The 14399-nt window shown below is 47.0% G+C and carries 17 protein-coding genes; 4 read left to right on the top strand and 13 right to left on the bottom strand.

The window, feature by feature from the left end:
* The first annotated feature begins 15 nt into the window (after window positions 1-15).
* The 4 genes from rsfS to IID12_03045 all read left to right on the top strand — a co-directional run bounded on the left by rsfS (window position 16) and on the right by IID12_03045 (window position 3037).
* Entirely contained in the window at window positions 16-351 is a 336-nt protein-coding gene (rsfS, locus tag IID12_03060; protein ID MCH8288072.1) for a ribosome silencing factor, read from the top strand.
* Entirely contained in the window at window positions 351-1982 is a 1632-nt protein-coding gene (locus IID12_03055; GenBank protein MCH8288071.1) for an arginine--tRNA ligase, read from the top strand. The genes rsfS and IID12_03055 overlap by 1 nt, the downstream gene beginning before the upstream one ends.
* Window positions 1983-2091: 109 nt before the next feature.
* Entirely contained in the window at window positions 2092-2784 is a 693-nt protein-coding gene (locus IID12_03050; protein MCH8288070.1) for a Crp/Fnr family transcriptional regulator, read from the top strand.
* Window positions 2711-3037: a hypothetical protein gene (locus tag IID12_03045; protein MCH8288069.1), complete on the top strand. Its 327-nt coding sequence runs from the start codon at window positions 2711-2713 to the stop codon at window positions 3035-3037. Before IID12_03050 ends, IID12_03045 begins: the two co-directional genes overlap by 74 nt.
* A 9-nt stretch (window positions 3038-3046) precedes the next feature.
* Here IID12_03045 and IID12_03040 read toward each other — a convergent pair whose 3' ends face one another.
* From IID12_03040 to priA, 13 genes are all read right to left on the bottom strand, one after another.
* Window positions 3047-4309: a dipeptidase gene (locus IID12_03040; protein MCH8288068.1), complete on the bottom strand. Its 1263-nt coding sequence runs from the start codon at window positions 4307-4309 to the stop codon at window positions 3047-3049.
* On the bottom strand, window positions 4230-4715 hold the full coding sequence (locus IID12_03035; GenBank protein MCH8288067.1) for a hypothetical protein: 486 nt from the start codon (window positions 4713-4715) through the stop codon (window positions 4230-4232). Before IID12_03035 ends, IID12_03040 begins: the two co-directional genes overlap by 80 nt.
* The gene (locus IID12_03030) at window positions 4705-4989 is read right to left on the bottom strand and encodes a helix-turn-helix domain-containing protein (GenBank protein MCH8288066.1); all 285 of its coding nucleotides are present in this window, start codon (window positions 4987-4989) and stop codon (window positions 4705-4707) included. Before IID12_03030 ends, IID12_03035 begins: the two co-directional genes overlap by 11 nt.
* A 39-nt stretch (window positions 4990-5028) precedes the next feature.
* Complete coding sequence (locus IID12_03025) at window positions 5029-5457, bottom strand: NUDIX domain-containing protein (GenBank protein MCH8288065.1); 429 nt, start codon at window positions 5455-5457, stop codon at window positions 5029-5031.
* Complete coding sequence (locus IID12_03020) at window positions 5454-6569, bottom strand: hypothetical protein (GenBank protein MCH8288064.1); 1116 nt, start codon at window positions 6567-6569, stop codon at window positions 5454-5456. The genes IID12_03025 and IID12_03020 overlap by 4 nt, the downstream gene beginning before the upstream one ends.
* On the bottom strand, window positions 6553-6948 hold the full coding sequence (locus IID12_03015; protein MCH8288063.1) for a hypothetical protein: 396 nt from the start codon (window positions 6946-6948) through the stop codon (window positions 6553-6555). The genes IID12_03020 and IID12_03015 overlap by 17 nt, the downstream gene beginning before the upstream one ends.
* Before the next feature lie 3 nt (window positions 6949-6951).
* Window positions 6952-7662, bottom strand: coding sequence for a succinate dehydrogenase iron-sulfur subunit (locus IID12_03010; GenBank protein ID MCH8288062.1), 711 nt, complete (start codon window positions 7660-7662; stop codon window positions 6952-6954).
* Complete coding sequence (locus IID12_03005; protein ID MCH8288061.1) at window positions 7662-9398, bottom strand: succinate dehydrogenase flavoprotein subunit; 1737 nt, start codon at window positions 9396-9398, stop codon at window positions 7662-7664. Before IID12_03005 ends, IID12_03010 begins: the two co-directional genes overlap by 1 nt.
* A gap of 13 nt (window positions 9399-9411) precedes the next feature.
* Window positions 9412-9765 carry a hypothetical protein gene (locus tag IID12_03000; protein MCH8288060.1) on the bottom strand — a complete coding sequence of 118 codons (354 nt, stop codon included), beginning with the start codon at window positions 9763-9765 and terminating at the stop codon, window positions 9412-9414.
* 27 nt (window positions 9766-9792) lie between these two features.
* On the bottom strand, window positions 9793-10167 hold the full coding sequence (sdhC, locus tag IID12_02995; protein MCH8288059.1) for a succinate dehydrogenase, cytochrome b556 subunit: 375 nt from the start codon (window positions 10165-10167) through the stop codon (window positions 9793-9795).
* A gap of 515 nt (window positions 10168-10682) precedes the next feature.
* The gene (locus IID12_02990; GenBank protein ID MCH8288058.1) at window positions 10683-11600 is read right to left on the bottom strand and encodes a PorV/PorQ family protein; all 918 of its coding nucleotides are present in this window, start codon (window positions 11598-11600) and stop codon (window positions 10683-10685) included.
* Complete coding sequence (locus IID12_02985; protein MCH8288057.1) at window positions 11593-12507, bottom strand: hypothetical protein; 915 nt, start codon at window positions 12505-12507, stop codon at window positions 11593-11595. The genes IID12_02990 and IID12_02985 overlap by 8 nt, the downstream gene beginning before the upstream one ends.
* Window positions 12508-12511: 4 nt before the next feature.
* The gene (priA, locus tag IID12_02980; protein ID MCH8288056.1) at window positions 12512-14356 is read right to left on the bottom strand and encodes a primosomal protein N'; all 1845 of its coding nucleotides are present in this window, start codon (window positions 14354-14356) and stop codon (window positions 12512-12514) included.
* Between the last annotated feature and the right edge of the window lie 43 nt (window positions 14357-14399).

The raw sequence follows: 14399 nt of genomic DNA, 5'->3' as shown, positions 1-14399 counted from the left end.
AACAAAGACTCGAAGATTTTCGCAGAACTGATAGCAGGCGCAGCGCTTGAAAAAAAGGCTGAGGAGATCAAGATATTCAACTTAGCCGGTCTAACGGACATCGCGGACCACTTCGTCATCGCCTCCGGAAGCAGCGGCTTGCACGTCAAGGCGATAGCCGACCACGTCAGAGAGGAAGCCGATCCCTCATCAAAACCCTGGCATGTCGAAGGATACGAAAACCTTAAATGGGTTCTTCTGGATTACGTGGACGTGGTAATGCATATTTTTGACAAAGACACACGCCTGTATTATGACCTGGAGAGGCTCTGGGCGGATGCGGAAATTACGACTATTTCAGATGAAGAGTAATGAAAGAATATCTGAAAAAAATCCTTACAGATGCCTCGGATAAGCTCGGGTATAAGCTCGCTCCGTCCGATATACAATTAGAAAAACCCAAAAAATCTCATCATGGTGATCTTTACTCGAATCTTGCATTGATCTTATCCGGTAGAGCAAAACAAAAACCGTTAGACCTGGCTGATGCCTTAAATGAAAAGCTATCCTACGATTCGAATCTTATCTCTAAGGTGGAAGTCGCCCCTCCCGGATTTCTTAATTTCACATTCGGCGACGGTTACAGAACCGGTATCCTCCGCAAAATACTTTCCGACGCTGATAACTATGGAAGATCTGAAATAGGCGCGAACAAGACGGTAAACGTTGAGTTCGTCAGCGCCAACCCGACCGGACCGCTTAACATCGGTCACGGGAGGAACGCAATAATCGGAGACTCGGTAGCGAGAATCCTCGAATTTAACGGGTACAAGGTGACGAGAGAATATTACTTCAACAACGCGGGGAGGCAGATGAGGATTCTCGGTGAGTCCGTGAAGTACCACTACCTGAAACTACAGGGCGTGGAGTCGGATTTTCCCGAAGATGGCTATAAGGGGCAATATATCAGCGACATTGCACAGGCACTGATAGATGAAAAAGGCGATTCGCTTCTTGACGAAAAAGACGTTACAGCGTTTAAAGAGACGGCTGAGAAGTCTGTGTTTGAGGAGATCAAATCAACCCTCGACAAGATCGGCGTCCGGATGGACTTATTTTTCAATGAAGACGACCTTTACGAATCCGGCGCCATAGAGAGCGTTATCGATCGGTTCCGGGAGAAAGGGCTGGCGTACGATAAGGAGGGCGCCGTCTGGTTTAAAACGACCGATCTCGGTATGAAAGAAGACAGGGTAATAGTCAAAAGCAGCGGGGAACCGACATACCGCCTGCCTGACATCGCCTATCATGAAGACAAATTACAGCGTAAGTTTGACATGATAATCGACGTGCTCGGCGCGGACCACCACGCTTCCTTTCCCGACGTCGTCGCCGGGGTCAAGGCGCTCGGATTGGAGAGCGGCAAACTTAACGTGCTTCTCCATCAGTTTGTCACATTGACAAAGAGTGGCAAAAAAATCAAGATGTCAACGCGAAACGCTGATTACGTGACTCTCGAAGAGCTGGTTGAAGAAGTCGGGAACGACGTAATGCGCTATTTTTTCCTGATGCGCAGCAGTAACAGTCACCTGAACTTCGAGATGGACCTGGCGAAAAAAGAAACTGATGAAAATCCCGTCTTCTATGTGCAGTACGCTCATGCGCGTATATGCAGCATTCTCCGGTTGGCGGCAGAACAAAAATTAAATTTTGAGACACCGGATCTCTCTTTGCTGAATTCCGACGAGGAGAGGAAGCTGGGAAACATACTTGGTGAATTCCCCGAACTCGTGCAAAGCCTCGGGACGTCGCTGCAACCGCATTTAATCACTTATTATCTGACAGACGTGGCAACATTGTTTTCCCGCTTTTATGTGGAGCGCAGGGTCGTAACGGAAGACCTCGAACTAAGCGCCGCAAGGCTTGCGCTTTGCGCCTCTACCGCTGCTGTGATTAAAAATGGGCTCGGTCTCATGGGAATAACCGCACCCGAATCGATGTAATATTGGCTTTTACTTGGATAATTCATATAGATTTGTTACTCTCCTTGAGTCTTTGTAACAACACTTACATTTATAAAAACCAATGTTGTTAAATTTGGAGCTATGGTAAATGGAAAAGACATGGTATTTAAAGAGAATAAACGTGTTCAAGGGAATGTCGGATGCGGAAGTAAAGCATCTGGACAAGATTACGTTTATGAAGCATTACGACAAGAAGGATCTCATTTACCTGCCGGGGGACGTAAGCGACCAGGTCTATCTGCTGAAGGAAGGCCGTGTTAAGATATCCAAACTTTCGGAAGACGGACGCGAGATCACTCTCGTTATCCTCGAACCCGGAGAGATATTCGGAGAAAGCGCCCTCATCGATGACAAAGAGACGAGGTCAACCGTCGCCGAAGCTCTTGAAAACGCCTACCTTTGTGTCATCAGCAGAAGAGACTTCGAGGAGTTCATTAACAACAAACCTGAACTCGCGCTCAGCATTACCAAACTCATGGGATTCAGAAGACGCCAGATCGAAAATATGCTCGAAGACCTTGTGTTCCGCGGCGTCCATGAACGGCTTGCGCTCCTCCTTCTCCGGCTCTCCGAAAGACACGGCAAGGAAGTTGACGGAAAGAATCTCATTGACATCAGCCTTACCCATTACGATTATGCTAATCTTATCGGCTCTACACGCGAGACCACAACAGCTTGCCTTAACGACTTCAAAAGGGAAGGTCTGATTGAGTTTCAAAAACGGAAAGTCGTTATCATCGACGAAAAAGGTCTCAGGAGTAGAGCGGCGCTCGAAGATTAAAGTTAAACTTTTCGTGACTCGTTCCTGTCCTCAGTGCGCCATAGCTATTAATAGGATTTATAAAATTTCTCATGCCATGAAAAATCTCGACGTAGCTGTCATCGACGTTACCAAAAGAAACGGCAGCAAACTTGGATTCGATAATCTTACCGACACGCCCTATTATCTAATTGAGGAAAAATATGTCGTTCCGGGGACTTCGAGCGAGAATTATGTCAAAAACGCAATAAAAAACGCTTCTATAAACGAATAATAACCCGGCTCATCCTGTTACCCGTTTAAATATTCGAAGTAAGTTTTCGCCGAGTATTTTTTTTATCTCTTCCTCTGTATACCCTCTTTGAAACAGCGCATCTGTAATCTTCGGCAGATCCGTAACATCGTCAATCCCTTTCGGCATAGAGGAAACACCGTCAAAATCCGAACCGAGACCGACATGATCCACACCCACCAATTTGGCGATGTAGTCTATATGATCGATAAGCGCTTCAAGCGGAGGGGCAATTCTATACAGGTCGTCTTTTAGCAGTGCGTTTCTTCTTTCCCAAAATTCATCAGCTTTCCCTAAAAACTCCAATTCTTCTTTTAGAGAATCGATCTCGCTTTTACGGGACTCCTGCACTGCATCGTACTTACCTTGAAATGTGCTGTCAAGGAAACCTGAATAGAAATTAACGAACACTACTCCGCCCCCTTCGGCGATAGCCTTTAGCTGGTAATCTTTTAAATTCCTGAAATGCGGGGCGATTCTCCATACGGACGAATGTGACGCAATCACGGGGTCTTCGGTGATTTCTATGATATCACGAACCGTTTGCTCACCCGAATGAGATACGTCTATCATAATACCTAATTCATTACATTTTTCTATTACTCTGCGACCGAATCTCGTTAATCCGAATACCGAGTTGGTTGTATCCGTGGTCTCAAACTGAGCCGATGTCGCCCAGGAAGTATTATGGTTCCACGTCGGTGCGAAGTACCTCACACCGCGGTTATAAAAATGTTCTAATTTCGACAGGTCATCCTCAATCGGGTATCCGCCCTCCATTCCGAACGTTCCCGCTATCATACCATCCTCTACGGTCGTTCTTGCCTCTTCCTCCGTTCGAATCAATCTCAGGTCTTTAGGGTACTTCTGTTCGACCCTTTCAACTGCGTCTATGATTTCATTCGCACGTTTATAGGCGCTGTCTTCCTCCAAATAAGTTTTGGGGAAAAGCCAGACAGAGAAAAAGATGAGGTCCATTCCCCCTTCCCGCATCCGGGGCAGGTCGATCTGACCTTTATCGTTTCGAACGCCCATATCAAATCCACTCAATATCAAAATGGGAGTGTCGTCGTGAAGGTCTGCGACAAACGCTGAATGATGAAATTCCAGGTGTTTGTCATCCTTTGTGCAGGATACAAAACACAGCACAGGAAGGAGTAGTATAAATCGGAATTTATTCAAATAACTGAAGTAAGGTCTGACGATTGTCGAATTCAAACGGGTTAAGAACGTCGATCTCCGTAAATTTTTCATAATCTTCCTGTTTAAACGTGCATAGGGTATGCACGTTGTTGTCAACCATGGTTGCAACCACTTCAGCTAACTTTACTTCGGAACCTTTCAGAGTATATTTTTTCACAAGGTTATTCAATGATCTGAAGGTGGTTTTTAAATTCATAATTTTTGTTATCGTCTTCAGGTTGACGTATTTTTCATATTCACCAATGGCATCGGAAGTGCTAACCGGATTTCTGACATGCCAATCGCTTGTTAAAGCCGTTAGCATCTCGTTCAATATACTCATGCTGACGCATGCCTTAATCTCAAATTTAGCAGCCATCTCGCGCACATTATACGCCTGCTGGTGGAGCCTCGACGTTGAATCCGCCGCATGTATGAGGATATCGGTATTCAGCAAGATACGCCCTTCACGAACCATAGAACGCCCCTTTTGAAAGGTCTGATTTAATGTGGAGCTCAAACGTTCTGAATTCCACACTATCCAACGTCCCGATGCTTTCCTCAAGATTTCCCTTGAAATTCTCAACCGATCGATTTTTTAACCAGAGGTCGACGGCGTCTTTTGAAAATCTCCATACGTTTTCAAATTTGATTGCCGGTATCATCCCTTCCCTCGCCATCTTGCAAATTGTCGACCTGTTGAAATGAAGGTACGCCGCTAATTCTTCCGCTGTCATTATCCTTTCAGCCATACATACCCTTTAAATTTATTTTATTCTCAAAGACCTCTGTTATTTCCGATTCGTAAATAAGAATTTTTCCGCTTCTGCCAATATCCGCCGGGTGTTACTGAATTTCAAATTATGCAAAGCCTCATCGTACGATAACCAGGCATAGTCCCGATGCTCATGCGATAAAATTATCTTCCCCTCAAGATACTGCGCCAGAAACATTTTTACTACTTTCTTTATTTTTCGTTTCCCATGATTATACTCATAATCGAAAGTTCCTTCAAATCCGTTTATGAACTCTACATCTTTTAATCCGGTCTCTTCCGTCAACTCTCTTTTTGCGGCGTCTATCTCACTTTCACCGCTTTCTAATTTCCCTTTCGGGAAGTTCCAGTAATCAGTTCCGTGATGCATCAGAAGATATTCCCTCCCCTTAATCTCCCTGAAAACGATGAAGCCCGCTGAAAATTCATTGTACGCTGCTGTCAATAAAAACTGCCTCTTAAGCTTATCTCCAGCGACTGATAAGTTTCACGTATACTGCGATCCTGATCCGGATCGCTGAGCCGGGTATGATCCACCTCGATCGAGCCGTAATCCAGATTCAGTTGACCCCCGCTCAAACCTACACCAAACGAAACTTTATCCCCCACGATCCCCGACCTGATGCTTATCCCCCTGAATATGTACTCAACTCCTATCCTGATTCCTGACTCGTTAAAAACACTCTCCTCATCTAAAATGTCTATCAGATTTAACTCTATCATCAAGCCTCTAAATGGAATTATCGCCGCTCCGGCGTTAACCAGCATTGGAACTTCTACAGTGTCCAGGTCGCTTGCGGTTACGTTTTTGAGGGAAAAACCTACAGTCACAGGTCTTCTCAAGATATTAAAAGCCAATAGACCCCCGAAATCAACACTGGCAGTTGACGATTTTTTAGCGCCTGTCTCATCGAGGAAATCATCAATATCTGGAATGTTTCTTAAACGAAATGCGAGTGTGTCCCTGACTCCGGTATCTATTATGCGGATATTCCTGAACAATATCCCGAGCCGCGCCTTCCTGCCGAGCTTCAAAGTATACCCGCCGAACAGCTGGTCGGACTCTAAATTCCTGCCGTACATTCTAAAGGAGGGATTCACAATGCCCACTTCTTCGAGTAGCAGCTCGTCTCTGTTTGAATGCACATATCCGAACGTCACTCCCCTGCCCTGTAAGACTGCTCCGAAATATTTCGAAGTTGTTCCGGGCTTTCCCGCCAATGCAGACAGTGTAGTATCATTACCGGTATTGGCGAACAGCTGAGGTATTTCCAACATATCGCCCCATCTGTCATTTCCGATCCACTCGAAAAAGGGGAGAATGGCTAAATTGTCGCCCGACCGGTTTACCGCCGGGTTTCTGAGAACGGATAACGGACCGTACGCATCGATGATGCCGGTCAGCCCGAGCGCTATGGAACGGCTGTTATATTCGAATATGCCGAAGTGCTGCAGCTGTTGAGCCGAAGAAGGAGTTAGCGGGATCATTATGGAAACCAATAGAATGGAAATAGCTCCCAATTTCTTATATGATCGTGATTTAATTATTCTTTGCACCCTGATCTATCCAATCCTTAATAACGCGTATCTCAGAGAGAATGAGCTGAGCTCTGCCGGCAGGCGGCATCAGCTCCACAGGAATTCCTACATCAGTTCCACCCTCCACGCTTATAACCAACCTGCTTTCCTCCGCATTGAACGGGATGATCACATCCCCGTTATCTCCGCCCTCCATAAGCGTGCTCCATGAAGTGAGTTCAAGGCCGCCGCGTCGTGTTCCGTCATGGCATCCTATAAGACATGATGCGTTGAATATACTGCTCTGAATTTGCTCTTCGTAGCTGATTTCACCCAATCCTTCGGTGTCTGAGCATGCGGGCAGCAAAAAGAGCAGGAAGACAACAATAATGGAGATTCTTGACGGCACAGCTTCCACACTTCAGATTTCCCGTCTAAGCGCTGCTTTCTTCAGCTGTGATATATGCCCTGTTATATCAATTTCCTTCGGACACGCTTCCACACAGTTAAATATCGTATGGCAGCGCCACAATCCATCAGGAGTATCTATCAGGTCAAGCCGCTCCGCTGTAGCATCATCCCTCGAATCGAAGATGAACCGGTAGGCTTTCAGAAAAACTGCGGGACCGATATAGTTCTCGTTTACCCAAAGAGAAGGACAAGAGGTAGAACAACTCCCGCAGTGAATACATTTAGCTGATTCAAAGAGGAGCTCGGCGTCTTCGTTAGATTGGTAGCGTTCCCTTTCGGGCGGAGCATCCTTCGGAATCAGATAAGGTTTAACAATTTTATATTTGTCAAAAAAAGATGACATATCAACTACTAAGTCTTTTTCGAGTGGAAGAGCCGGGATCGGTTCTACCTGAATCAGGTTTTTCTTGAGTTTAAGATCCTGTACCAGAACCGAACACGCAAGGCGGTTTCTACCGTTTATCTTCAATGCGTCAGACCCGCAGATACCGTGCATACAAGACCTTCGGTAAGTCAAACTCCCGTCGATTTCCCACTTCACCCTGTTAAGAAGGTCAAGAACCGTATCGGTACTGCTGACAGTTTGCAGGTCAAAGTCCCCAAAATACGGCTCTAAATCCTTTTCAGGATCGTAGCGTTGTATCCTTAGAGTCATGTCCATCAGTAAACTCTTTCTTCCGGTTCAAACTGTTTTATTACAACCGGTTTATACCTGATATCCGATTCCGGCTTTTTTGTGTTGAATATCAGCGAATGCTTCAGCCATTCGGTGTCGTTCCTATCGGGGTAATCCTCCCTTGAATGGGCTCCCCTGCTCTCTTTCCGGTTAATGGCGCACGTAATTATAGTCTCCGCTGTCGTCAGCAGACATCCCAATTCGATTACTTCGAGCAAATCCGTGTTGAATCCTTTGCTGTGGTCGTCTATTCCCACGTCTTTGTATTTCTCACGCAGCTCTTTGATTTTTTCCAGACCTTTCTTCATCTCACTTTCAACCCTGAAAACGGAGCAGGTGTCCATCATCGTCTGCTGCATTTCTTTCCTGACTTCCACCATCTTCAGACCGTTCTGTTTTTCGCGGATGCGCTCGATGGATTTTTCCGTCCATTCCGACGCGTCTTCCGGCAGATCGGGAAAATCGCTGTTTTCCAGGAATTCAGCAATCTTTTTCCCGCCCCTCCTTCCGAATACGATAATATCGAGAAGCGAGTTTGTCCCGAGCCTGTTGGCTCCGTGCACTGATACGCAGGCGCATTCACCGGCGGCGTAGAATCCGGGCATCGGTTTGTTGTTTTCATCTACGATAACTTCCGCATCAATAGTCGTCGGTATGCCGCCCATTGCATAATGAGTAGTGGGTTGTACGGGTATCCAATCGACGTTTGCGTCCACTCCGAGGTAGGTTTTTGCAAAGCCCGTAATTTCCGGCAGTTTTTCCTCTATTATCTTGCTGCCCAGATGAGTCAGATCAAGCCCGACATAATATGTACCGTCCGAACCTTCTATCCCCCTGCCTTCCTTAATCTCGGTGAAGATCGCCCGGGAGACCATGTCTCTCGGCGCAAGATCAAGCATCTTGGGAGCGTAACGCTCCATAAACCTCTCACCATCCTTATTCCTCAGTATCCCCCCTTCACCTCTCGCCGCTTCCGAAACCAGAATACCCAGCTTCCATAACCCTGTGGGATGAAACTGAACAAACTCCATATCCTCAAGCGGGATACCGTTGCGGTACGCTATCTCGAATCCGTCGCCTGTACCCGCCATCGAGTTGGAAGTGATTCGAAATACTCGTCCGTAGCCGCCGGTGGCAAACATGACCGCTTTTGCATGAAAAATATGCAATTCGCCGGTTTTGATCTCTATAGCGACAAGTCCCCGGCAGATTCCGTCCCGGACGATCAGATCGGTAATATGGAACTCGCTGAAAAATGTGACGTCTTTCTTTACGCACTGCTCGAACAATGTTTGCAGCATCACGTGACCCGTTCTGTCAGCGGAGTAGCATGCCCTCCTTACTGACTTCTCCCCGAAATTCGCCGTGTGTCCTCCGAATTTTCTCTGTGCGATCTTGCCCTCGGGAGTGCGGTTGAACGGCATGCCCATATGCTCGAGTTCGATGATAGCCCGAATTGCGTCCTTGCACATCGTCTCGATGGCGTCCTGATCGCCTAAATAATCCCCACCTTTAACCGTATCGAACGCATGCCACTCCCATGAGTCTTCTTCCTCATTTCCGAGAGCGGCGCTCACGCCGCCCTGGGCGGTTCCCGTATGTGAGCGGGTAGGATATACTTTGGTCAATACGGCGCAGTTTTTGTCTGCCGGGATTTCTATTGCAGCCTGTAATCCCGCCCCGCCTGCGCCGACTATAACCACATCATATTTATGTATCAAGTTACCCGCTCCCTCAAAAAGACATCAACGTCGTTATTCCTATCAGACCGAAAACGACGCCGGATATAACAAGCAGCGAATAGAGCGTCCATGTGACGACTTGATTAAGTTTGAAATCCCTTATCACCGACCAGGTACCGTTGATTCCGTGATAAATTCCGAGGACGACAAAAGTCATCTGAAGTCCTTTGTAGAAAGGGTTCTGCATCCTCCTCAGAACAGCCTCATAGCTGTGTCCCGAGTCGATGTTATAATGCATCAATATATAATGTCCTATCATAACGAACAGTAATACGATTCCCGTTACTCTTTGAAGGAACCATGGTACGGCGCCGCCCGATTTCGAGGGTATCTGCTTATAACTCATCCCTGATGGTTTTTCGCACTCAACGGTTTAATGAAATGCACCGAAGAAGATTACGTAACCCATACCCACGAACAACGCTATGCTGATTCCCGTTATCCAGTAGAGCAATGGTTTATGATATTTGGAGCCTTGACCGAGGTCGATCAGTACGATTCTGAAACCGTTAAAAGAGTGAAACAGAACCAGCCCGAATAATACCCATTCAAGAAACATAAATATGGGCAGCTTGAACAGCTCCATTTCCCGGTTGAAAGCCTCCGGTCCCGATTGAAGCGACGTAAGCGCGAGTATGTGGAGATAAAGATAAAACATCAGTCCGAGCCCCGTTATCCTGTGCAGCCCCCACGACCAGGCACCGGGCGCTTTTTCGTAAGTCAACAAGGTTTTAATCCAGGCCACCATCCCCTCCGGAAGATTTCATTTCGCCAAAATTCAATAAATAAGCTATCAGAGAACCGTTAGAATGGCAACCTTTTTATCTCGGGATCAACCCCGTACGGTCGGGACTTTGGTGGTTACAACTAACTCTTTTGGATGACTCCTTCGGAGGATTTTCCCCGAGTATACGGATAAAAAGACGGAGCGTGTAAAAACTCCTCCCTTGAGGGAGGTGGTTGAACCGAAGGTGAAACCGGAGGGTGTGATCCATCCTTCTGATTAGAGTTATCCCTACTATAACACCCCTCGTCCCGGCTCAGCCGGGACACTCCCCTCAAGGGGAGAGTATAGGGAATTTACCTCTATATTAATGTGCATATCCCATCTCCGATGGAATAAAAAATCCCCTCTAATAAGAGGGGTGGATCCCGCTGAAAGCGGGAGACGGGGTGTGTCATAAATGAGATTGCCCGCCTGACCGATGTCGGGCAGGCTTCGTCGTCACTCCGTTACTCCTCGCAATGACATGCGAGTGCGAGTCAGAAATTATTCGAGATGCCGAACCGCTGCAGCGTGCCTGCTCCGCCGTATGAAGAAAGGGCATAATCGACACGCCATTTTTCGAACATCAGGGCAAAACCGATCGTGCCGCCCGAATAGAAATCTTCGCTCAAGTTTGATGTGTTAAGGTCAAGCCGGTTTGAATTCAGACCTAACAACAGATTGAAGTTTGGAGAGATCGTCAGCTCCCCGCTCGCAAGCACTTTCCAGTTACCGTAAGTAAGCCATATCCCTTCGAGATTAACTTGCAGCGGCAGGTGTGCGAGTTTTTTTGACATACCGAGACGGAAGTTGGTCGGCATAGGATCTTCCGTGTCGATAAATGCCGTCGTTTTTCCCAAATTAAACAGACCTCCTCCTATTGAAAGGTCTCTTTCCATTTGAATGAACGTGAATCCGATATCCAGGGCTATCGCATTGGCGGAATATTGGTCGATGTTGGAAGAAGCCCATTTGACGTTTATTCCAGTTGAAAATGTCGAGGAGAGTTCATAACCGTAACCGAATGAGAGGAGTATGTCATCGGCGGAAAACTCCCCTCCCAAATCATTTCCGTAATCATCAAGCCTCTTGAACGAACCATAATCCATAGACGCGAGTCCTATTCCGAACGTTCCCGATTCGAATTTCTTCGCCAGCATTACGTTACTGCCGCTCATATCGAGAAGATGATTAATGTAATTTGCGCTCCATGCGAGATCGCCTATCCCCGCAATCGAAGCCGGATTATGGAAAAGACCGTGAATCTCAGCTCTCTTAGCGACCATTGCTCCCGAAAGAGCCGCTCCCCTTGCGCTCAACTCGCTGTTCAGGAACGCAAATCCGGGTCGTTCGCCTGCCGAACTGATATTTACAAAAATCAACACAGTCCAGGCACAAACAAATACTCTATTCAAACGATCCATCCTCTTCTTCATCTTCTAAATTCCATCTGCTGATAATTCGCCGGTTTTTTAATTTCACCGCTAAATACGCCAATATGAATAAACCCGGAATTAAAAACCATATATAATCATCCGCTGCCGCAAGGAAATAATATCGGTATCGCTCCTTCATATCTTTCCGGAACTCAATCTCGAATTCCAGCGGGTCCACACCCGTTACCTCTGTAAACGCTGCATCAAACGTTTGGTTCGAGTTTATTTTTTCGATTATCAACCTTACCGCGCCGGCTCCAGCCGTCTCGATCAAGTACATAACCGCGGCTCTCGATTCAGCGTAAGCAAGATTTGCCCGTTCACTTTCAAACGTTAAAATCTTTTCTATCTCGTTCAACCTGATGAGTGACTTTGTAAACAATGCACGTGAAATGGCTATTTTTGAACGAAATTTTTCCTCTCCGCTCATCCATACAGCCAATCCCTCGTTGAACCAGCGCGGAACCTTATTCGGCAGTGTGGTTGCGCCGATGATAAAGTGAGTTAGCTCGTGTATGACGGTTCTCCGCAGTTCCTTTTCCGTCACTCTGCTGAACGTCGGTGATTTCAGTACGATGACGCTTCTTTCATAGTCTGTTGATGCTTGACTCCAGCCGGGCAGTCGGCTGCCCGTGAATCCGTCAAATTCTTCAGGGCTCCCGCTTATCACAACGTTTGCGATCGGTGGACCGGAATATCCAACCATTCTTGCTATCCGTTCGAAATCGGACTTGATGGCTGACAACACTATAAGCGAAATCTCCTCGTCGAAATCGTGATACTGTATCTTTATATATCCGTCATTCAGTATGCTCCAGTCCGTGTCCGGCTTCGAGTGAGGATAAGGAATCAGGGTTAGAAGCAATAATAGAATCAGCGTATTCATATTGCTATAACATATTCACCGGATCTACGTCTATCGATAATCTGACCCGCCCCGGTAGTGTTTTTCTAACTTCGGTGATTTTGTTCTTTATAATCTTTTTGGTAGCGTTCAACCGTCTTGTTCCGGACTCGCTTATTCGAACCATGATTCGCCACCTATAACGTTTCCGCAATTTTTCTATGACCGCGGGAGCCGGACCGAGTACCTCATATCCGCTTTTTCCGATCTTTAGCAAGTCCCCGACTTTCTTTGAGGCGTCTTTTGCCGACCTCTGGTCGAGAGCCGACGTCTCGAGTACGATGAGCCTTCCGAACGGCGGGTAGTCGAGCAGTTTTCTCTCTTTTAATAGTTTCTCGTAAAATTCTTCCTGTTCCTCGCTGCTCACGCTCTTTACAGGTAATTTATCCGGATTGAAAGTCTGAACTATCGCCTGACCCTGCTTTTTTCTTCTTCCCGCTCTTCCCGCCACCTGTGAGATAAGCTGGAACGTTCTCTCGCTTGCGCGAAAATCCGGGAGGTAGAGCCCCGTGTCAGCCGATATTATCCCCACAAGAGTGACGTTGTCAAAATCAAGCCCCTTCGCTATCATCTGTGTTCCGAGGAGTATGTCCTGCTTGCCCGCCTTGAAATCATGCAATATCCGCCAGTGAGCGCCCCTCCCCTTTGTTGTATCCATATCCATTCGGCTCACTTTTGCTTTCGGGAACGCTATGTTCAGCTCTTTTTCCACTCGCTGTGTTCCCACACCCTGAAAAAGAAGATTCTTATCGCCGCATTCGGGACACTTATAAGGCACTGCGCTCCTTTTCCCGCAATAATGGCAGCTCATACAGTTATTAGCGCTGTGATACGTGAAAGTAACGTTACAATTCGGACACTCCTCGCTGTGTCCGCACTCCCTGCATCGAATCTGCGGGGCGAACCCTCGCCTGTTTTGCAGCAGGATTATCTGTTCACCTGATTTTAACCTTTCTGATATATTTTTCCTGAGCTCCGAAGAAAGAACCACACTCGAATACCCCCCTTTATGTCTTTCAGCTTCTAAATTCACGATATTCAGTTTCGGATTACCCGCTTTTCCGAATCGTTCTTTTAACCGCAGATAAATGTATTTTCCCTTCCGCGCATTATAGATAGATTCAAGACTCGGAGTTGCGGAGCCCAAAATGAGTGTCGCCCCTTCCATTTTAGCCCGCATGACGGCTGCGTCCCGCGCATTGTATCTCGGATCGGGTTCCGCCTGTTTATAAGAGGGTTCCTGTTCTTCGTCCACGATTAACAGCTTCAGGTTTTTAAGCGGCGCGAAAATTGCGCTTCTCGCTCCCACGACCACTTCGGACTCTCCCGACTTTATTCTTTCCCAGATCTTTCTTCTTTCCGCGCTCGTTTGATTACTGTGGTACACGCTCACTACGCTGCTGAAGTATTTTCCGAAGCGTTCGGCAATTTGCGCTGTCAGCGCAATCTCAGGAACCAGGATGAGTACGGTCCCCCCTAAGGCAAGCGTCTCGCGTGCGGCGCGGAGGTACATCTCTGTCTTTCCGCTTCCCGTCACTCCGTGCAGGAGAAACCTCTGAGCGCCTCCCGACTCGATCGAATCATGAATCGGAGAGTAAACTTCAGCCTGTGCTTTAGTGAGCAAGATCTCCTCCATCTGCAATTCTTTATTCTCACTACTAAGTCCGGAATCGATACCGTCATACCCGGAGAAATTTTGCTCAATTACCGCGGCTCCCGCTTTTGTGAGTCCTTCGATTGCCGAGTCGAACCCCTCCCTGCCTATCTGGTTTCGAAGGTGAGCGTAACCGTAACTCTCTTTTTTGAGAAGTTTTTTGAAAATATATTCCATAACCTCGGAAACAGGCTTACCTTCTAGCGCTTTTTTATCTATT

Source organism: Candidatus Neomarinimicrobiota bacterium (genome assembly GCA_022567655.1).
Lineage (GTDB): Bacteria > Fidelibacterota > SORT01 > SORT01 > SORT01 > JADFGO01.
This window is presented reverse-complemented; position numbering and strand designations above follow the sequence as displayed.